The following is a 19,374-nucleotide window of genomic DNA, read 5'->3' on the forward strand; positions in this document are numbered from 1 at the left end:
GATTAACAGCCTAGCAGGCGGCAGCGAGTCTGCGCCGTGAGCCCGGCCTGCCACCGCTTTAGCGGCCGTCGTAACCTCCGGCTGCTCCCACAGGTTTCGCGTCGTACGCGGGTCCTCGGTCCGACGCCATTTCCTCTGGGAGACGCCGACAATTGCGGTACATCAGTCGCTGCGCATGAGAATGGTCTACCGCATCCCCAGCAAACCGGCTCCCACAGGGTTCGCGTCGTACGCGGGTCCTCGCTTCAACGCCATTTCCTGAACTGCCCCCCAAAAGTTGGACAGTTTACGCCGCAGCCTGAGTCCTGTATTCAACAGGACTCATGCCATTGAGCCTCAGCTTGATGCGGTCATGGTTGTAGTAATGAATGTACTCATCCAGGCCGACCTTCAATTCTTCCACACTCTCGAAACGCTTCAGGTAGAAAAACTCTGACTTCAGCGTGCCGAAAAAACTCTCCATCGCCGCATTATCCAGGCAATTGCCTTTGCGGGACATGCTCTGCTTCACGCCTTTTTCGCTGAGTGCGTGGCGATAGCGTGGCTGTTGGTAGTGCCACCCCTGGTCCGAATGAACGACCAGTTTGGGCGCGTCTCCCAAGCAAGCCAACGCCTTGTCGAGCATGTTCCCCACCAATTCGTAGTAAGGCCGACTGGCTGTTTCGTACGCGATGATTTCGCCGTTGTACAAATCCATCACAGGAGACAAGTAGAGCTTCTGCTGACCCACTTTGAACTCGGTGACGTCGGTTACCCACTTCTGTTTTGGCCGGGGTGCATGAAAATTACGCTCCAGCAGGTTCGCGGCGATTTTGCCAACAGTCCCCCGGTAGGAACGGTATTTCTTGGGCCGTACGACCGATTGCAAACCCTGTTCGGCCATCAGCCGTTCGATGACCTTCTTGTTGACCAGCGTTCCTTCCTTTCTGAGCGCAAGCGCAATACGCCGATAGCCATACAGCCCTCTCTGCTTGTGATATTCCTGCTGCACCCGTTCCTTGAGCGCCGCATGCCGGTCCGGTTTCTGCTCAGCCTTGACCTGGTAATAGAAGGTGCTGCGTGCCAGCCCGACCAGCTCAAGGAGGTCGGGCAATGGGAATCGGTGCTTGAGTTTGCGGACGATCAGGACTTTTTCCCCCGTGTTCGCTCCTTTTCCTCGCGCAGGGCCTTGAGCTCCTTTAGGACAGCGTTCTCCATGCGCATGTACTCAAGTTCAGCCATCAACTGCTCTCGTGGCTTTTGTGCATCGTTGGTGTCGGTGGGTTTGGCGGGTTTGATTTTCATGGGCGTGTCGGCTGGCTGGATGGCAGTAGGGGTGACAGGACTGTCACTGTAATACTGGCGTTGCCAGATGCCTATCAGGGAGGACCGCCCAAGGTCAAAATGCGCAGCGGTCTGGCGTAGCGAAAGTCGATGCTCATGCATGTAGGTCAAGACTTGGCGCTTGAAATCCTCGCTGTACCGCCGCGCATAGGACATTGGCTTGATGCTGTTGCCAGTCCGATAACTGGCGACCCAGCGTCGAAGGAGACTGAAGTCGATGCCAAAATGTCTGGCCACTGTTCGGAAGCCGTTGGTGCCGTTCAGGTAGGCGGTGACCGCCGTGAGCTTGAACTGCTCGGTGTACTTGATCATAGATCCCCCAGGGGTTGGATGGGTGTCCAACTTCTTGGGGGCAGTTCATTCCTGTGGGAGACGCCGGAGGTACGACGGCAGCGACAGGGACCTATCGGCCGCCGACAGTGCCTGGCCTACAACCGAAACGATTGCTGCATCGCCCGCGCCAGCAGGTCCACGGCTTCATCCCCGCGCGAAGCCGCGCTGCGCACGAACACGATGTCGTGATCGGGAATGACCGGCAGGCCGTCGAGGATTTGCATGTGTTCGGTGACCTTGCCGCGATCGATCAGACTGACGGCCAGTCCCGCTTCCACGCAGGCTTTGACTGCCTGATTGGAAGGGCTTTCGAGGACGATGCGTGAGTGGCGCCCCGAGGCTTTGAGCGACCCCGTCATGGCTTCGCGGTAAGGACATTGCAGCGCGTGAACGGCCAGGGGCAGCGGATCGTTGAGCGCCACCGTCGTGCTCGTCGGCCCGACCCAGACCGGCGTGGTCGACATCAGCACTTGGGTGTCGGGGCCGATGTCGCCTTTGCGCTGCGCCACGACGGCGGTCTGCAATTTGCCGCGCTGGACCAGTTCTCTCAGCGCATAGCTCGGCCCGGTTTTCAGTTCCAGCACCACATTCGGCCAAGCGGCGGCGAAGGTCGGCAGGATGTCGCGGATGACATGGGTCGCGTATTCGTCCGGCACCCCCAGCGTGATGCGCCCGGCGAGGTCAGTGCCGTGCAGGTCGGCCAGCGCCTGATCGTGGGTGCGCAACAAATCGGCGGTCGAAATCAGCAGCCGCTTGCCCAGCACGGTCAGCGAAATGGACTGATTATCGCGGTTCAGCAACCGGCCGCCCGCCACCTGCTCCAGACGCTGAATGTGAACGCTCACCGCGGCCGGGCTTTTATGCAGCTGCTCGGCCGCCGCGCTGAATTTTCCGATGCGCACCACCGCATGAAAGGTGCGCAACAGGTCGATGTCGAGAATGGCCGTCATGATTCAATCCTGTTAAACGACTGCTGCACGATATTTTGATTTATTAGACTACGCCCCTTCCGTAGCCTTTGGGAATGAGCCAGCCCATTTCGATGCAACCCAACCAACCGACACGCCGCCACTGGCGTCAGACGCTGCCCTTGCCTTTGCTTGAAGCGGGGCTGCTGCTGACCTGGAGTTCCGGCTTCATCGGCGCGCGCTTTTCCATTGATTACGCCCCGGCGCTGCTGGTGGTGTTCTGGCGCTGCGTCGTGGTGTGTCTCCTGTTACTGCCGTTCGTCTTCCGCGCCCTGCTCAAGACGCCGGTTTCCGTGCTGCTGACCAACGCCGGAATCGGGCTGTTGGCCATGGCGGGCTACCTGACCGGGGTGACCCAAGGCATCGCGCTCGGCGTACCCGCCGGGTTGGCCGCATTGTGCGCTGACCTGCTGCCGTTGGGCATGGCATTGCTGGCAGCGCTGGCGTTGGGCGAGCGCTTGGCACGGCAGGTCTGGCTGGGGCTGATCGTCGGGCTGGTCGGGGTGTTGTGGGTGACCCATGGCGCGCTGGTGCTGGGGGATGCGCCGCTCTGGGCCTACGGCTTGCCGGTGGCGGGCATGTTCTCCCTCGCCGTGGCGACCTTGTGGCAAAAACACGCCAGCACGTCGCAGTCGATGGGTCTGCTGCCCAACCTGTGGTTGCAGTGTTTCGTGTCGAGCTTCGCCTTCGCCGCCATCGAGGGCAGCCAAGGCAGCCTGGCGCCGATCCCTACCACGGGCTTCGTCCTGAGCGTGGTATGGACCGTCGCCCTGTCGACCCTCGGCGGCTACGGGCTGTACTGGATTTGCCTGCGTCGGACCACCGCGACCCGGGTCGCGAGCGTGCTGTACCTCAGCCCGCCGATCACCCTGCTCTGGGCTTGGGCCATGTTCGACGAACCGTTGTCCTGGCAGATGGCGTCAGGCATGGCGATTTCCGCAGTGGGCATCTGGCTGGTGGTGCGCGCCGAGGCTCGGCAGGCGGAGAAAGCGAAAGACTCCGCGAGGCCCTCCCCCGGCTCGGTTGGCCAAGGCGATGACGTCCTTCACGACAGCGCAATCACTGAGAATCGCTGACGTCTACCAAGCGCACGCCTGCGTCAGACGGCCGACAAATGCTCGAAGAGGAGGGTCGCGCCCACCGCGATCAGCACCAGACCGCCAACAATCTCGGCACGCTTGCCGACCACTGTGCCCAGCACCCGACCGAGCATCACGCCCAGCGTCACCATCACGGTAGTGGCGATACCGATGGCCAGTGCCGCGACCATGATGTTCACGTCAACGAACGCCAAGCCCACGCCGACTGCCAAGGCATCGATGCTGGTGGCGAACGCGGTCACGGCAAGGATGAGGAACGAATGCTGGTCAGGCTTCTGCTCGTCTTCTTCGTCGTGTTTGAAGCCGTTGTAGATCATGTGCAGGCCCAACGCGAGCAACAGCACGAAGGCGATCCAGTGGTCCCAGCTCTCGACCAAACGGGTCGCGACCTGACCGATGCCCCAGCCGATGACCGGGGTAATGGCTTCAATGACGCCGAAGATCAGACCGGTGCGTAGCGCTTCGATCAGGCGGGGTTTGTGCAGACTGGAGCCTTTGCCGATGGCCGCTGCGAAAGCGTCCGTGGACATGGCCAGGGCAAGGAAGATGAGGGAAATGGGGCTCACGGTTTACGTCCAGTCGGGCGATGAGTCAACGAGGCAACCACACGCCCGACGATAGGCATGGATGCATCGTTGGTCTCGCCGGTCCGCGGGCATTCCCGAAGATGTTCGCGCCACGGCGACTGCCGAGAATGTTGACGCGGACGCTCTGAACCAAGGGTTCTGAGCAGGCTACTCCCCAACAAGGGCCGCCACTATAGGCAATATTTCGTGAAAAAAATATGAATGATTGCCTGGTCCCGAACATGACTTGGCAAACCTGTCACCCCGCGACTCCGCCTTGCTCGGCCATCAGTTCGACAATCCAGTCGATGAACACCCGCAGCTTGAGGCTGATGTGCCGGTTGGGCGCATAGGCCACGTACATAGGCATCACGCTCAACGTCCAGTCTTCGAACAAAGGGATCAGTTCACCCTGCGCCCGGGATTTTTCCGCCATGTAAACGGGCAACCAGAGTGCGCCCAATCCGGCCAGACCGGCCGTGATATACGCGTTGCCGTCATCCACCACCAAGCCGTGGCGGCTCTGCACTTGAACGGCTTCGTCACCCCGTTGCAAGGTCATCGGAAACAGCTTGCCCGTCCGCGCCCAGCGATACCCGACGATGCGGTGGTGCGCCTCTTCCAGCTCCCGGGGGTGGGTGGGCGTGCCGTTGCGTTGCAGATAATCCGGCGCGGCGTAGACACCCAATTGCAGGTCGCCGATATGGCGAGCCATCAACGATTGATCGGTGAGTTCGCCGCCGCGCACCACGCAATCGACGTTTTCGCCGATCAGATCGACCATGCGATCGCTCACGCCAAGGTCGATCTGGATGTCCGGGTAGCGCGCCTGAAATCCCGGCAGCGCCGGGACCAGAATGAACCGCGCAAACGGGCTCGGGACGTCCACCCGCAACCGGCCTCGGGGCACGGTGGCAGCGCCGGACAGGCTGGTCTCGGCGTCGTCCACGTCGGCCAGCACCCGCACCGCCCGCTCGTAGTACACCGCGCCATCGGCAGTGACGTTCACCTTGCGCGTGGTGCGGTTGAGCAACTTCACCCGCAGCCGCGCTTCCAGCTGCTGAACGAGCTGAGTGACAGTGGTTTTGCTCATGTGCAACGTCCCGGCAGCTTTGGTGAAACTGCCGGTTTCGACCACACGAACGAACGCCTGCATTGCGTCGAAACGGTCCATGACGACTCCGAAAACGAGAGAGATTGTTTGGGATTACCAAACAGTGCTGAACAAGGTTGCTCGTTTATCGGTGGCGTGCAAGGCCTTTACAGTCACTTCATCGTTAATTACGGGTCATCACTGACCCACCGATGGAGGCTGCACATGACTGTTCGCGACGTTGTTTTCCCACCTGGACGCCAAGCGCTGTACGAGCGCAACCGCTACTCCCCGGCGATCAAATCCAATGGCTTTCTGTTCGTGTCTGGCCAGGTCGGCAGCCGCGAAGATGGCTCGCCTGAGCCTGAGCTGAAAGCGCAGGTGCGATTGGCCTTCAATAACTTGAATGGGATTTTGAAAGAGGCTGGCATCACCTTCGACGACGTCATCGACGTGACCGTGTTCATCGTCGACCCGCAGAAGCGATTCGAAGCAATCTGGGAAGTCGTACCCGAATTCTGGGGCGTTGCGCCGCATCCGACGATCACGGCAGTGGGCGTGACGTGGTTATATGGGTTTGATTTCGAGATCAAGGTGATTGCGAAACTGCCGGAGTGAAACGACGGCGGCGACGGCGGCGTGTCAAACAGCCCATCCGTCTCAGGCCCACCGCCTTCGCGGCCGTCGCACAGCTCCGGCTGCTCCCACAAGGTTCAGGCCGGTCGCGAAATCTCCACATCCCGCAAACCCCGCGGGAGACGCCGGAGGCACGACGGCAGCGACGACGATGGATCAGGGACACATAACACCTCCCTTATCCCATTTACATCCCGAATCAGACTCCAACGCTCTAATCCTCCCGTGGACACTAACCTTGACCTTCCCAGCCAACATCAGGAAGACGAAGAATGTCCGCACGCCCTCAATCCCGGAGACTGCGCGTTGGTCGCTGCTCTCAGATCGATCAGGTCTACTTGATCACTGCTGTGACCCACAACCGACAACCTTTCTTCAGCGACTGGCGAGCAGCTCGACTCTTGGTGCATCAACTGCGCAAGGCGCAATGGGCTGGATTGGCGGATTCGTTGTCATGGGTAGTGATGCCCGATCACTTCCACTGGCTCATGCAACTCAAACACCGAGAACTGTCGTCGGTGGTGCACAGGGTCAAATGCCAGGCGGCGGGCCAGATCAATGGGTATTTGGGCAGATCAGGGCAATTCTGGCAGCGTGGCTTTCATGACCGAGCGCTTCGCAGTGATGAAGATGTGCGGCCGGTAGCCCGCTACATCATTGCTAACCCGATAAGAGCAGGATTGGTCAAACGGGTACACGACTACCCGCTGTGGGACGCTCACTGGCTGGACGGGTGTGAGTATTGAGCGCGAAAGCGCAGGCTCAGACGGTCTTTGAGCCGACTGACCCACCGCTTCGCTGCCGTCGTGCCTCCGGCGGCTCCCACGGAAACCGTGTTGAACCCTGATTCATTGGCATCCTCACGCACGCGATGTTGGTGTCGCTACCCTCCGCGCGCAACGAAGATAATACCGTGGGAGCTGCCGTGAACGGGCCTCCGGCGGCTCCCACGGAAACCACGTTGAACCCCTGATTCATTGGCATCCTCACGCACGCGATATTGGTGTCGCTACCCTCCGCGCGCAACGAAGAATATCTCGTGGGAGCCGCCGGAGGCACGACGGCAGCGACGGCGGAGGTCCAGACGGTCATTGCACCGACTGACCTCCGCTCGTTAACAGCCAACGCTACAGGTCACATCGCCTCTTCCAGGGTCAACTCTGGCGGCTGCCGACGCAGTCCACCTGTCAAATACATCAAATACACGAACCCGATCGCCAGCCACGACAGCCCGAGTTCCACCGCGTTGGAGTCCAGGCTGAACATCAGCCACAGGTCAGCGACCATCCCCGCCAGCGGCAGCAGCACATACAACAGCACAGCGCTCAGGCCACGGCGTTTCTGGGCGATCCAGTAGTGAAAGATCACCGACAGGTTGACCAGAATGAAGGTCAGGAACGCGCCGAAGTTGATGAATGAGGTGGACGTCGTCACGTCCATTTTCAGGGCAAGCAAGGCGACGACAGCGCTGAGCAGGATGCACCCGACCGGGGTGCCGAAGCGTGGGGACAGGTAACCGAAGAACGCCTTCGGCAACACCGCGTCGCGGCCCAGCACGTACAACAGGCGGGAACCGCTGGCCTGGGCGGCGATGCCGGAAGTGAATTGTCCGATGACCAGACCGATCAGGAAGATCGACACGAACAGGTCGCCGCCGATGTTTTTCGCGATCTCGTAGGCCGCCGAATCGACGTTGGCGAATTGCAGCGACGGCTGGGCCAGTTGCACCACGTACGAGGTGCCGACGAAGATCAGTCCACCGATCAGCGTCACCCACAGAATCGCCCGTGGCATGTTGCGTTCCGGATCGTGGGTTTCTTCGGTCAGGGTGCTCACCGCGTCGAAGCCGAGGTAGGAATAACAGGCGATCGCCGCGCCGCTCATGATCATCGACCACTGCACGCCACCGCTGGCGAAGGGCGCCAGGGTGAACAAGGGTTTCGTGGGATCGCCCAGCGTGTAGTGAACGCACAGCACGATGAACGCCGCCAGAATCAATACCTGCAGGAGCAACAGCAGGATGTTCACGGCCGTCGCCAGTTTCAGGCCGAGGATGTTGATTACCGTGGTCAGGGCGATGAACGCCAGCAGCCAGATGAATTGCGGCACCTCGGGAAACGCGGAATTGAGGTAAGCGGTGCCGATCAGCCAGATCGCCATCGGCAGGAACAGATAGTCCAGCAGGATTGCCCAGCCGGTCATGAAGCCCAATCGGGCGTCGATGGCCTTTCTCACGTAGGTATACGAAGACCCCGACACCGGGAAGGCCTTGGCCATGTGCGCGTAACTGATGGCGGTCAACAGCATCGCCACCAGCGCGGCGAGGTAGGCCATGGGCACGTGCCCCCCACTGGATTGGGCGAGAATGCCGAAGGTGCCGAGGACGATGATGGGGGTCATCAGGCCGACGCCGAAGATGACCAATGTGCTGAGGGATAAAGTGCGTTTCAAATGAGCCATTAACGTCTCCGATTATCGTTTTAGTCGTTTGCGCGCGAGGCGCCGGATGTTTGGCAGTGGCAAAGAAAGTGACAGCTAATGATTATTGAGGGTCAGCGGTTGCAGGTCAGTGGTGTTCTCCGGAAGGAATGGCGGGGCCGTGAGGGATCACGAACCGATGATCAGGTCGCGCCGGTCGCCGCTGTCGATGACGTCACCGCTCAGTCGCAGGCGCTGGTGACGGTCGTAGACGTAGGGTTCGCGGGCCTTGTCCAGCAGGTTCAGGTCGAGGGTGAGCCTGAGTGTCGCTTCGTCGCGACCGGCTTCCACCAGCAGGTCGCCAAAGGGATCGACCACCGCGCTGCCACCGGCGAACACCAGCCCGTCGTCGCCCTGCCCCACGCGATTGACCATCACCGCGAAGGCCTGATTTTCCAGTGCCCGCGCCATTACGCAGGTGCGGTGCGTGGGGCCGTAGGGGTCGAAATTGCCGTTGGTGACGATCAGCAGTTGCGCGCCGAGCTGGCCCAGCGCCCGCGCCGTCTCAGGAAATTCGATGTCGTAGCAGATCAACAACCCCACCCGAATACCCTTCCACATCACCGTGGACAGCCGGTCACCGGCGTCGAACACGTCTCGCTCGCCGGACCACAAATGGGTCTTGCGGTAATGCAGCACAATGCCCTGCTCGGGGGTGATCAGCACCGTGGTGTTGTAAAAGCGCCCGTCGTGCACTTCAGCGAACCCCACCGCCACCGCAATGCCCCGCGCCGTCGCCGCCTGCTGAACCCGCGTCAGCGTCGGGCCGTCGAGCGGTTCGGCCATCTGCGCCACGTTGTCTTTCGTGGGAAAGCCGGTGAGGTAGGTTTCCGGCAACACCAGCAATTCGGTGTCCGCCGCGCACGCTTCGATCAACGCTAATGTGCGTTCAAGGTTGTACGCCACATCCCCGTCACGCCCCGTGACCTGGGCCAGTTCTACATTCATCTTTCACTCCTGCATGCCGGTCGCCGCCGACCACCTGTCGTCAGGTATTATCAGCCCTTGCCGCCCACGGCGGTAATCACACGTCATGGGTAATCCCAAGGAGTGACAATGAGCACGCCGCCAACGTTGCAGGAAATCGCCTGGCATCGCACGTTCGGGATTCTGATTGGCGCCATCGACCAGCCGAATTTCTGGCAAACGGTGGTGCGCCGGGTCAGCGACGTGCTGCGGTTCGATAATTGGGTCGCGCTGCTGTTCAAGGACGGGCGCCCTTATCTGCTCGACGAGTCGCCCGCCGAAGATGGCGGGCCGGACCCGCTGTTTCAGGATTATCTGGGGGGCATTTATCTGATCGACCCGTTCTACCGGGTCAACTGCGAACAGGCGCAAAGTGGCCTGTTTCAATTGCGGGATGTCGCGCCGGACTGCTTCGCGCAAACCGAGTATTACCAGCGCTATTTTCACCTGAACGTGGTCGCCGACGAGATTCAGTTCAACTGCCGCATCGACGATCGGCAGCTGGTCTGCCTGTCGTTCGGCTCGCGCACGCCGATCACCCAGGACGAAGTCGCGCACTTGGCGCTGTTCCAACCGTGGATGGAAGCGTTGATTCGTCAGCGCTTGCTTCACGGCCAGCACGATCCCCATCCGCCACGGGTGCCGTCCCATCAAGGGCTGGAAAACCTCAAGGCGACGCTGACGTCGCGGGAGTTCGACATCTGCCAACTGATGCTCAGCGGGCACTCCAGCAAGCGCATCGCCGACCTGCGGGACATCTCGGTGGACACCGTCAAAACCCATCGGCGGCACATCTACAGCAAGCTCGGGATCAAGACGCAGTCCGAGCTGTTTTCTTCGTTGCTGCCGTCGTAGAAAAGGCCCGCGAACGGGCCTTTTCTCATTTCGCCAACAGCCGCTCCAGCACCACCTCCAGCGGGTGGCGCAGCTCCCGGTCCGCCTGACGCTTGACCTGGCTGCGGCACGAATACCCCGTCGCCAGCGCCTCACCCGGCTTGTCCAGTTTGGTCGCCCAGGACTGTTCGAAGATGGTCTTCGACGTGCCTTGGTTGCGCGCTTCGTGACCGTAAGTGCCGGACATGCCGCAGCAGCCGGTGGCTTCGGTGACCAGTTTCAGGCCCAGTCGCGCGAAGACTTTTTCCCATTGCGAGGTGCTGGCCGGGACGTTGGTTTTCTCGGTGCAGTGGGCCATCAAGCGGAAGGTGTCGGCTGACGGCCGTGCGGCGGATTCCGGCAACGCGTCCATCAGCCACTCTTGCGGCAGCAGCACGGTCGGGCTGCCTTCGAGGCCTGGGACTTTCTGGTATTCCTGGCGATAAACGAGGGTCATCGCCGGGTCCAGCCCCACCAGCGGCACGCCGCAATCGGCCAGCGCCTTGAGTTGGGTGGCGTTGCGCACGGCCGCCTTGGCGAACGCACCGAGGAAACCCTGCACATGCAGCGGCTTGCCGTTGGCACTGTACGGCGCGAGGAACACGCGGTAGCCCAACTGATGCACCAGCTGAATCAGCGACGCCAGCAGCGGCGTTTCGAAGTAACGGGTGAACGCGTCCTGCACCAGCACCACGCTGCGCTGACGCTGCTCGTCGCTCAGTTCGCGCAGGGCCGGGACGCTGGCGACCGCGACGTTGCAGCGGGTCAGCGTGCTTTGCAGGTTGTAGCGATGGATCAACGGGCTGTCGAGCATGCCGACGTGGCGTTCAAGCAGGCCGCTCACCCATTTCGAGCCCATCACTGCGTTATACAGCCCCGGCGCGTGGGCCAGGTACGGGATGGTGAATTCCAGCGAGCCGATCAGGTAATCCCGCAGCGGACGCTGATAACGCCCGTGGTACAGCTCCAGGAAACGCGAGCGGAATTCCGGCACGTTGACCTTGATCGGGCACTGCCCGGCGCAGGATTTACAGGCCAGGCACCCGGCCATGGCGTCGTAGACTTCGTGGGAGAAATCCGCCTGACCTCGGGACCGCTTGAGGTTGTTGCTCAGGCGCGCGGGCAGGCCTTTTATCCAGTTGGCTTTGCCTTTCGCCGCTTCCAGCACGTCGATGTTCGCCGCACCTTGCAAGCGCAGCCATTCACGAATCAGCGACGCCCGGCCTTTCGGCGAATGCTGGCGTTCGCGGGTGGCTTTCCACGACGGGCACATGGCGTCGTTCGGGTCGAAGTTGTAGCAGGCGCCGTTGCCGTTGCAATGCACGGCGCTGCCGAAGCTCTGCCAGACGCGCTCGTCGATCTGCCGGTCGAGGTCGCCGCGCAGGGTGACTTCGTTGACCTTGAGCAGACCTTCCGGGGCATCCGGCGGGGTGCAGATCTTGCCGGGATTGAGCTGGTTGTGCGGGTCGAACGCGCCCTTGAGCGATTGCAGCGCCGGGTACAGTTCGCCAAAAAACGCAGGCACATATTCGGAACGCAGGCCCTTGCCGTGTTCACCCCAGAGCAGGCCACCGTAACGCTGAGTGAGCGCGGCGACAGCGTCGGAAATCGGCTTGACCAGCGCGGCCTGCGCAGGGTCTTTCATGTCCAGCGCCGGACGCACGTGCAGCACCCCCGCATCGACGTGGCCGAACATGCCGTAGGCCAGGCCGTGGCCGTCCAGCAACGCGCGGAACTCGGCGATGTAGTCCGCCAGTTTTTCCGGCGGCACGGCGGTGTCTTCCACGAACGGCTGCGGACGAATCTCGCCCTCGACGTTGCCCAGCAGGCCCACCGAACGTTTGCGCATGGTGTAGACCTTGTTCACCGCCGCCGCGCCTTCGGACAGCGTATGGCCGAGGCGCTCGATGGTGGTGTCGGCCTGCAAGTGTTCGATGAATGCCGCGACCCGGCCATTGACCTCGTCCACGTCATCGCCGCTGAATTCCACCAGGTTGATGCCCAGGGTCGGACGGTCCGCATCGGCCGGGAAATACTCGGCGACGCTGTGCCAGACGATGTCTTTCATCGCCAGCATCAGCACCTTGGAGTCGACGGTTTCGATGGACAGCGGCTTATGCGCCAGCAGCGCATTGGCGTCACGGAGGGCGTCCATGAAGCTGCTGTAGCGCACGTTCACCAGCACCGAATAATTCGGGATTGGCAGCACGTTGAGCTTGGCCTCGACCACGTAACCCAGCGAACCTTCGGCGCCGCACAGCACGCTGTTGAGGTTGAAGCGCCCGGCCTCATCCCGCAGGTGCGCGAGGTCGTAGCCGGTCAGGCAGCGGTTGAGTTTGGGGAAGATCGACTCGATCAGATCGGCCTGCGTCTCCTGAATCTGCCGCGCCGTGCGGTAGACCTCGCCGATGCGACCCGACTGGGCGCAGGCAACGTCCAGTTCGTCATCGGAGATCGGATGACTGTGCAGGCGTTCGCCGCCGAGCAACACGCTGTGCAGTTCCAGCACGTGGTCGCGGGTCTTGCCGTAGGTGCAACTGCCCTGCCCGCTGGCGTCGGTGTTGATCATGCCGCCGACCGTGGCGCGGTTGGAGGTGGACAGTTCAGGGGCGAAGAACAGCCCGTGGGGCTTGAGCGCGGCGTTGAGCTGGTCCTTGACCACACCGGCCTGCACCCGCACCCAACGCTCTTCAGTGTTGATTTCGAGGATGGTGTTCATGTGCCGCGACAGGTCGACCACGATGCCGTCCGTCAGCGACTGACCATTGGTGCCGGTGCCACCGCCTCGGGGCGTGAGCTTGATCTGACGAAAACGCGGCTCGGCCATCAGCGTGGCGATGCGCGCGACGTCCTCGGCATCTTTTGGAAAGACCGCCGCCTGGGGCAATCGCTGATAGATCGAGTTGTCGGTCGCCAGCACCGTGCGGGTGGCGTAGTCGGCGCTGAGTTCGCCACGGAAGCCGCTGGCGCGCAGGGCGTCGAGAAATTCGGGGTACTGGCTCGCAGGCACTGCGGGCGAGAGTTGGGCGATCATCGTGGGATGGCCTCTTGTCGGTCTGATCACGGAAAACAGCAAAACACTTGTCGCCCGAGCATTAATCGGTCAGCCTCGGGTCGTTATGGGCGCCAATGATCCCGCAGGCTTCAGCGCGAAACAAACAGATATTCCTGCCGCTATCGATGACTTTTCTGAATGAATTACCGCCATCTCACGCCGTCCATGTCCCTGCTGCTGGCATTCGAAGCCGCAGCCCGGCATGAAAGCTACACCCGCGCGGCGGTCGAGCTGTCGTTGACCCAAAGCGCGGTCAGCCGTCAAGTTCAGGCGCTGGAGCAACAGCTGGGCCTGACGCTGTTCCGTCGCGAAGGCCGACAGGTGCAACTGACTGACGTCGGGCGCCTGTATCAGCGGGAAATGAGCGACGCATTGGGCCGCATTCGCAGCGCCACGTTGCAGGCCATCGCTTATCAATCCGGCGGCGGCAGTCTGCGTCTGGCCACGCTGCCGACATTCGGTTCGAAATGGCTGCTGCCGCGCCTGCACGACTTCTATACGAATCATCCCGGCATGCTGGTGCACATCAATTCGCGCATCGACGCCGTGGACTTCGACACCAGCGGCATCGACGCCGCCATTGTGGTCGGCCACACGGGCCTGCCGGGCTTGATCAGCCATCGTCTGCACGCCGAGGAACTGGTGGTGGTCATCGCGCCGCAGGTTGCGGGTAATCATCAGGACTGGACGCCAGACAAGATCGCCGGGCAGATGCTGCTCAACGTCGCCAACAACCCCAACGTCTGGGGCGACTGGTTCAGCCACCATCACCTGCCTCACCGGATGATGCGCCTGGGACCGAGTTTCGAACTGACCTCGCATTTGATTCAGGCCGTCAAAGCGGGCATCGGCATCGGCCTGGTGCCCCGGATTCTGGTCACCGACGAAATCGCCAGCGCCGAACTCATCCCCCTCGACCTGCCCTTCCCGAGCCAGCGCAGCTATTACCTGACCTACCCGCCACGCAACGAAATGCTGCCGTCGTTGCAGGCGTTTCGGGCGTGGTTGCTGGGGCAGGTTTGAGATGGGCGAGGGTCAGGCGATCACCCACCTCAACCCCCACAACACCGCCATCCCCACGCCTAATGTCAGCAGGGTATTGCGGGTCTTCCACGCCACCAGCGCGGCGATAATCGCTGCGGGAATTTGCGGGTTGTTGATCACGAAGTCGCCATGCCCGTTGGGGTACACCACTGCCGGAAGCACCAACGCGGCGAGGACACTGGCGGGCACGTAGACCAGGGCGCGGCTCAAGAGCGCAGGCATGCGCCAGCGGCCATGGAGTTCGATGAACGACACACGCATCGCAAAGGTGCCGACGCCGACGGCAATGAATACAGACCACATCACCAGATCGCTCATTGCGCCTCCCCTTCCGTCTCTTGATCGCGAGAAGACGCTGAAGCGTTGTTACGGGCGTTTTCCGCCAGCACGCCCGCGACGATCCCGCCGACCGAGGCGATGACCAGGCCGAGGTTGTAAGGCAGCTTGACCGCCAGCACGGCAATCAGGCCGCCGACGGTGGCGGCCGCGAGGGTCGGCACGTTGCGCAGACCGGGCACCAGCAGCGCAAGGAAGGACAGCGGAATGGCGAAGGTCAGCGACCAGCTTTCGGGAATGCTCGCGCCGAGCAACACGCCCGCAAGGACCGAGACTTGCCATGCCAGCCACATGGAGAACGCGGTCCCGGCGTAGTACCAATGGGCGAACGGCCCGGTCAGTTCACCCGACGCGAACCTCATCGTGCACAGTGCGTAGGATTGGTCGGAGAGCATGTACGAGACTGGCCAGGTCCAGCGCCGGGGCAGGTGGTTCAGGTGCGGGGCGAGCGATGCGCTGTACATGATGAAGCGCAGGTTGATGATCAGCGCCGTGACCACAATGGCCACCGGCAACACGCCGGTCTGCATCAGTTGCAGCGCGACCAGTTGCGCGGAGCCGGAGTAGAAAATCAGCGTCATGCCCATGGCCGTGCCCGGCGACATGCCCATTCCAATCGCCATGACCCCAGTCACCAGCCCGAAGGGAATGACCCCCGGTGTCAGTGGCAGGAGAGCACGAACCCCCTGCCAGAAGGCCTGCGCCCCGCTTCGGTACTGCATGTGGTTTCCTTGTTGTTCGAGGTGTGGCGGATTGATCGTGCGGAGTGTAGGCACAGGCGGGCGGGGATTTGAATCGACATTTTGTGCGACCAAACGGTAATTTTTGTTATGGGAAGGGTGGGACTGGGGAAGCTGACACCTCGATTGTGTCAGGCATGCCCCCTCACACCACCTGATCCTTCAACGGCAATGCCCTCGCCCGCGCACGGGCATCGGGCTGGGCCTTGTGCAAGGTCACCGGCACCGACTTCGCCGCCGGGACTTTGCTGCGTTCGGCGTGGTGCCACAGCGGGACCAGCGGGTTGCATTCCGGGTAGTAGGCCGCCGCGCAGCCGACCGGGATGTCGTAGGCGATGATTTGCATCGGACCCACTTCCCTCAACACCTCAGGCTCGATGGCGGTGCGCAGCGTGACCCATTCACCCGGCGCGAAGCCCAGCCGCACGATGTCGTTGCGGTTCATGAACACTACGCTGCGCGTACCGGACACCCCGCGAAAACGGTCTTCATAGCCGTAAATCGTGGTGTTGAATTGATCGTTGCTGCGCAGGGTCATCAGCTGAATCGCATCGCGGGCGCCATGGCCCGGCGAGACGTCATCGTCTTCATCCAGGCCCCGAGGTGCGATGAAGCGGGCCTTGCCGGTCACGGTTTTCCACTGACGCTGGGCCGCCGGGAGTGGGCGGTGAAACCCACCTGGTTCCCACATGCGCGATTCCATGTCATGGAATATCTCGGGATAAACCTCGCTGATTGCGGCCCGAATCTTCGCGTAATCCTGACGCCATGCCTCCCACGGGATACGCGCTTCGTCATTCAACGTGGCCAGTGCCAGTCCCGCAATGATCGCCACTTCCGAACGCAACTGTTCGCCGCCCGGCTCGCTCCGACCCTGCCAGGCCCGGATGCAACCGGTGCTGTCTTCCGTGGTGTAAACCTGATCGACGCCGTCCTGCACATCCCTTTCAATCCGTCCGAGGCACGGCAGCAGCCACGCCCGCTTGCCTGGCAACAGATGCGTGCGATTGAGTTTGGTCGCCACTTGCACGTTCATTTCCAGCCGCGACCAGGCAGGCTCCATGCGGTCCGTGTCCGGGATCGCGCGCAGAAAGTTGCCGCCCAACCCGATGAACGCTTTGACGCTGCCGTCGAGAATGCCCATGCACGTATCCACCGTGGCCAGGCCCTTGCGCTCCGGCACCTTGAAGCCGAACAGCGCCTCGATCTTGTCCTTCGGCACTTTGGCCGGGTCTTCGGTGATGCCCACGGTGCGCTGGCCCTGCACGTTGGAATGCCCGCGCACCGGGCAGATCCCCGCCCCCGTCTTGCCAATGTTGCCGCGCATCAACAGCAGGTTGACCAGCATCTGCACGTTCTCGACGCCGTGACGATGCTGGGTCATGCCCATGCCGTAGATAATCATCACCCGCTCGCTGCGGGCGTACACCGTGGCCGCGGCTTCCAGCGCGCTGCGGTTCAAGCCCGAGCGGTTTTCCAGCTCCGGCCAGGTGTGTCGATCCACGTCAGCGACGAAGGTGTCGAAACCGTCGGTGTGCTCGGCGATGAAATCATGATCGAGCACCGAACCACCTGACACCCGGTCCATGTCCAGCAGCGCCTTGGCGATGCCCATCACCGCGGCCGTGTCGCCGCCAATCGCTACCTGATGGTATTGAGTGCTGATCACCGTGGAGTCCGGCCCGAGCATTTCCCGGGGGGATTGCGGATTGACGAAGCGCTCCAATCCCCGTTCACGCAGGGGGTTGAAGGTGATGATCGGCACGTTGCGCTTGCGAGCTTCCTGCAACGGGTGAAGCATGCGCGGGCTGTTGCTGCCGACGTTCTGGCCGAAGAAAAAAATGCAGTCGGTGTGCTCGAAATCCGCCAGCGTCACTGTGCCGACCGGGACGCCGATGCTCTCCTGCAACCCCACCGACGTGCTTTCGTGGCACATGTTCGAGCTGTCCGGCAGGTTGTTGTTGCCATAAGCGCGGGCCAGCAGTTGGTACATGAACGATGCTTCCAGCGACGCCCGGCCCGAGGCGTAAAACACCGCTTCTTCCGGCTGCAACTGGCGCAGCTGCGCGCCAATCTCCGCGTACGCCTCTTCCCAGCTGGTTTTCTGGTAGCGGTCGGTCGCAGTGTCATAACGCAGGGGGTGCGTAAGGCGACCATGTTGCTCCAGGTCGTGGTCAGCCCAGGTGCGCAAATCCGTCAACGAATGCTGCTCAAAGAAATCCGGCCCGGTGCGCAGCGAGGTCAACTCCCAGGCCGTGGCCTTCGCGCCGTTCTCGCAAAACTCCAGCGCGTGAGGGTTGCCCGGTTTGGCCCAGGCGCAACTGACACAGGCGAAACCCTTGGGCTTGTTCTGCCGCATCAAAGCGGCGGGCGCCTTGGCGTACGCCTGTTCGCGCCACAGGATGTTCATGACCGAATGCGCCGACCCCCAGCCTCCCGAGGCGGAGGTATAGGGCCGGTAATGGGCGGTCGAGTGTGCGGCGGGATGAAGAAGTTGCATGGTGAACCCCTGTTCCAAAGCGTGACGTGCTCAGCTCGAAGGCGTGAAGGAATCAGCGTGGTTCGTGAATCGGGCAGCCGTTGTGCGCTGCACGGAAACCCGACGACATCTCGTACGACGGCTTGCGCACTCGCATCACGCCACCAATCGGACGATGGGCCTGCAAGCCGTGCCACGGACTGAACGCCATGCCGTCGTCAATCTCGCGCACGTGTTCCGGACTCCACGAAGGCTGCGGATCGACCTCGACCCGGGCGACGGTCACGTAGGGGCTGACGTCTTCCGGCCAGACCACCGACGCGTCCTCGACCGGCATTTTCTTGAGGTCGCTGGCGAGTTGTACGCGCACCTCCCACACCCCGCCGTGCTGAGCGAAATAGTCGAGCACGGCCTGACGCAAGCCATCGGGGTTGCCGCCGAAATCGACGTGTTTGTCGGTCAGCGCGGTCAAGGTGTCCGACACCGGCGCGACGGAAATCTTGGCGTAATACGGTCCGTACAACAGCGGCACCACGGTGTAGAAGGTTTCACCGAGGATATGGGTTTGCGGATGGCCACCGAGGCTTTTCAAAGTGCCGCTTTCGCCACCCATGGCTTCAATGGTGGACTCGACGCCGCGCAACAACGCCGAGAAGGCTTTCTTCATGCCCGGCGCCTTATCCGTCGTTTTCGCCAGCAATTTCAGCGTGCGCAAAAACGCCTTGGGGGTGGCGGCGGTGAACGCCTTGGCGTTTTGCATCACAAAATCCTGGGTGACGTCACCTTCCGAACCTGGCAGGCGCGGGCCTTCAACGCCGATGAGCTTCAGCGCCAGACCGCGTGGGGTCGAGACCTTGTCGTCGAGGATGTCGCCGGGGTTGGTCGAGAACCGCATCACGGCCGGGAACGTGCCTGGCTTGGCGAATGCGCCTTGGGCAAGCTGAGGCGGCAAACCTTCCGGCACAATCAGGCGGCCTTTCAGCAGCCCGTGGGACTTCGCGTGGACGCTGCGGTTGGCGTGCCCTTCATCCTTGAAAGTGGTTTCCATGATCGAGTGCAGCGTTTCGGCCAACTCTTTGCTGGTCTCGGCCTCGTCGTCGGGGATCTCTTCGAAAGAGTGCTCGAACGGCAGCGGCACCACTGGCAAACGGGTGACAGGTAAGTCGGTCATCAGCGTTATCTCCACTTCATCATCGGTTCAATCACGGTAGGGATTCGGTGCTTCGTCGCGCACTGTGGCCGTGCGCTGATCCAGCGAACTCACAGCAGATGACTGCTGACCATTTGCCATCGTTCAGCGCTTGCGCGGATTTTGACGACCGGTGGTAGAGGCGATTCGAAATACACGCCCGGCCTTCAATCCCGTTGAACTTTGTCGGCGTGC

At 61.9% G+C, this 19,374-nt stretch carries 15 protein-coding genes and 1 pseudogene; 5 read left to right on the forward strand and 11 right to left on the reverse strand.

Annotation, left to right across the window (positions count from 1 at the left end; genetic code table 11):
* Nucleotides 1–286 precede the first annotated feature (286 nt).
* Both AAEO81_RS19625 and AAEO81_RS19630 read right to left on the reverse strand, forming a co-directional pair.
* Nucleotides 287–1,635, reverse strand: a protein-coding gene (locus AAEO81_RS19625; RefSeq protein ID WP_341958632.1) for an IS3 family transposase whose coding sequence is annotated in 2 segments (ribosomal slippage) — nt 287–1,168 and nt 1,171–1,635 — 1,347 coding nt in all. Because the reading frame shifts where the segments join, the coding sequence is not laid out codon by codon here.
* A 116-nt stretch (nt 1,636–1,751) separates the two neighbouring features.
* Nucleotides 1,752–2,606 carry a LysR family transcriptional regulator gene (locus AAEO81_RS19630; RefSeq protein WP_341958633.1) on the reverse strand — a complete coding sequence of 285 codons (855 nt, stop codon included), beginning with the start codon at nt 2,604–2,606 and terminating at the stop codon, nt 1,752–1,754.
* A 74-nt stretch (nt 2,607–2,680) separates the two neighbouring features.
* Here AAEO81_RS19630 and AAEO81_RS19635 point away from each other — a divergent pair.
* Nucleotides 2,681–3,604, forward strand: a pseudogene (locus tag AAEO81_RS19635) (DMT family transporter); the annotation flags it as partial.
* Nucleotides 3,605–3,723: 119 nt separating this feature from the next.
* On the opposite strand, the gene mntP reads toward AAEO81_RS19635, so the two are convergent.
* On the reverse strand, nt 3,724–4,290 hold the full coding sequence (gene mntP / locus AAEO81_RS19640; RefSeq protein WP_341958634.1) for a manganese efflux pump MntP: 567 nt from the start codon (nt 4,288–4,290) through the stop codon (nt 3,724–3,726).
* A gap of 259 nt (nt 4,291–4,549) precedes the next feature.
* Complete coding sequence (locus AAEO81_RS19645) at nt 4,550–5,464, reverse strand: LysR substrate-binding domain-containing protein (protein ID WP_341958635.1); 915 nt, start codon at nt 5,462–5,464, stop codon at nt 4,550–4,552.
* Between the two features lie 144 nt (nt 5,465–5,608).
* Between AAEO81_RS19645 and AAEO81_RS19650 the strand changes: the two genes are divergently transcribed.
* Both AAEO81_RS19650 and AAEO81_RS19655 read left to right on the forward strand, forming a co-directional pair.
* Entirely contained in the window at nt 5,609–6,001 is a 393-nt protein-coding gene (locus AAEO81_RS19650; protein ID WP_166597373.1) for a RidA family protein, read from the forward strand.
* 290 nt (nt 6,002–6,291) lie between these two features.
* Entirely contained in the window at nt 6,292–6,765 is a 474-nt protein-coding gene (locus tag AAEO81_RS19655) for a transposase (protein WP_341958636.1), read from the forward strand.
* Between the two features lie 388 nt (nt 6,766–7,153).
* Here AAEO81_RS19655 and AAEO81_RS19660 read toward each other — a convergent pair whose 3' ends face one another.
* Both AAEO81_RS19660 and AAEO81_RS19665 read right to left on the reverse strand, forming a co-directional pair.
* Nucleotides 7,154–8,479 (reverse strand): APC family permease, encoded by a 1,326-nt coding sequence (locus tag AAEO81_RS19660; RefSeq protein WP_341958637.1) that lies wholly within the window; start codon nt 8,477–8,479, stop codon nt 7,154–7,156.
* Nucleotides 8,480–8,626: 147 nt separating this feature from the next.
* Nucleotides 8,627–9,445, reverse strand: coding sequence for a carbon-nitrogen hydrolase family protein (locus AAEO81_RS19665; RefSeq protein ID WP_166597370.1), 819 nt, complete (start codon nt 9,443–9,445; stop codon nt 8,627–8,629).
* Between the two features lie 108 nt (nt 9,446–9,553).
* Between AAEO81_RS19665 and AAEO81_RS19670 the strand changes: the two genes are divergently transcribed.
* Complete coding sequence (locus AAEO81_RS19670; protein ID WP_341958638.1) at nt 9,554–10,318, forward strand: LuxR C-terminal-related transcriptional regulator; 765 nt, start codon at nt 9,554–9,556, stop codon at nt 10,316–10,318.
* Between the two features lie 25 nt (nt 10,319–10,343).
* On the opposite strand, the gene AAEO81_RS19675 is transcribed toward AAEO81_RS19670, so the two are convergent.
* On the reverse strand, nt 10,344–13,370 hold the full coding sequence (locus AAEO81_RS19675; RefSeq protein ID WP_341958639.1) for an FAD-binding and (Fe-S)-binding domain-containing protein: 3,027 nt from the start codon (nt 13,368–13,370) through the stop codon (nt 10,344–10,346).
* Nucleotides 13,371–13,529: 159 nt separating this feature from the next.
* Between AAEO81_RS19675 and AAEO81_RS19680 the strand changes: the two genes are divergently transcribed.
* Nucleotides 13,530–14,414 carry a LysR substrate-binding domain-containing protein gene (locus tag AAEO81_RS19680; RefSeq protein ID WP_341958640.1) on the forward strand — a complete coding sequence of 295 codons (885 nt, stop codon included), beginning with the start codon at nt 13,530–13,532 and terminating at the stop codon, nt 14,412–14,414.
* A 12-nt stretch (nt 14,415–14,426) separates the two neighbouring features.
* Here the strand turns inward: AAEO81_RS19680 and AAEO81_RS19685 are convergent, their stop codons facing one another.
* The 4 genes from AAEO81_RS19685 to AAEO81_RS19700 all read right to left on the reverse strand — a co-directional run bounded on the left by AAEO81_RS19685 (nt 14,427) and on the right by AAEO81_RS19700 (nt 19,161).
* A complete protein-coding gene (locus AAEO81_RS19685) occupies nt 14,427–14,753 on the reverse strand; it encodes an AzlD domain-containing protein (protein WP_341958641.1) in 327 nt (108 codons plus the stop codon).
* A complete protein-coding gene (locus AAEO81_RS19690) occupies nt 14,750–15,493 on the reverse strand; it encodes an AzlC family ABC transporter permease (protein ID WP_341958642.1) in 744 nt (247 codons plus the stop codon). The genes AAEO81_RS19685 and AAEO81_RS19690 overlap by 4 nt, the downstream gene beginning before the upstream one ends.
* Before the next feature lie 163 nt (nt 15,494–15,656).
* Nucleotides 15,657–18,011: an FdhF/YdeP family oxidoreductase gene (locus tag AAEO81_RS19695; protein ID WP_341958643.1), complete on the reverse strand. Its 2,355-nt coding sequence runs from the start codon at nt 18,009–18,011 to the stop codon at nt 15,657–15,659.
* Nucleotides 18,012–18,063: 52 nt separating this feature from the next.
* The gene (locus AAEO81_RS19700; RefSeq protein WP_341958644.1) at nt 18,064–19,161 is read right to left on the reverse strand and encodes a catalase family protein; all 1,098 of its coding nucleotides are present in this window, start codon (nt 19,159–19,161) and stop codon (nt 18,064–18,066) included.
* Nucleotides 19,162–19,374 lie beyond the last annotated feature (213 nt).

Origin of the sequence: Pseudomonas sp. RC10 (genome assembly GCF_038397775.1) — a bacterium.
In the GTDB taxonomy this organism is placed as follows: Bacteria; Pseudomonadota; Gammaproteobacteria; order Pseudomonadales; family Pseudomonadaceae; genus Aquipseudomonas; species Aquipseudomonas bambusae.

Coding starts and splice junctions, on each gene's coding strand:
- AAEO81_RS19630 (WP_341958633.1), bottom strand. CDS start 2,606: ATGACGGCCATTCTCGACATCGACCTGTTGCGCACCTTTCATGCGGTG.
- AAEO81_RS19645 (WP_341958635.1), bottom strand. CDS start 5,464: ATGGACCGTTTCGACGCAATGCAGGCGTTCGTTCGTGTGGTCGAAACC.
- AAEO81_RS19650 (WP_166597373.1), top strand. CDS start 5,609: ATGACTGTTCGCGACGTTGTTTTCCCACCTGGACGCCAAGCGCTGTAC.
- AAEO81_RS19655 (WP_341958636.1), top strand. CDS start 6,292: ATGTCCGCACGCCCTCAATCCCGGAGACTGCGCGTTGGTCGCTGCTCT.
- AAEO81_RS19660 (WP_341958637.1), bottom strand. CDS start 8,479: ATGGCTCATTTGAAACGCACTTTATCCCTCAGCACATTGGTCATCTTC.
- AAEO81_RS19665 (WP_166597370.1), bottom strand. CDS start 9,445: ATGAATGTAGAACTGGCCCAGGTCACGGGGCGTGACGGGGATGTGGCG.
- AAEO81_RS19670 (WP_341958638.1), top strand. CDS start 9,554: ATGAGCACGCCGCCAACGTTGCAGGAAATCGCCTGGCATCGCACGTTC.
- AAEO81_RS19675 (WP_341958639.1), bottom strand. CDS start 13,370: ATGATCGCCCAACTCTCGCCCGCAGTGCCTGCGAGCCAGTACCCCGAA.
- AAEO81_RS19680 (WP_341958640.1), top strand. CDS start 13,530: ATGAATTACCGCCATCTCACGCCGTCCATGTCCCTGCTGCTGGCATTC.
- AAEO81_RS19685 (WP_341958641.1), bottom strand. CDS start 14,753: ATGAGCGATCTGGTGATGTGGTCTGTATTCATTGCCGTCGGCGTCGGC.
- AAEO81_RS19690 (WP_341958642.1), bottom strand. CDS start 15,493: ATGCAGTACCGAAGCGGGGCGCAGGCCTTCTGGCAGGGGGTTCGTGCT.
- AAEO81_RS19695 (WP_341958643.1), bottom strand. CDS start 18,011: ATGCAACTTCTTCATCCCGCCGCACACTCGACCGCCCATTACCGGCCC.
- AAEO81_RS19700 (WP_341958644.1), bottom strand. CDS start 19,161: ATGACCGACTTACCTGTCACCCGTTTGCCAGTGGTGCCGCTGCCGTTC.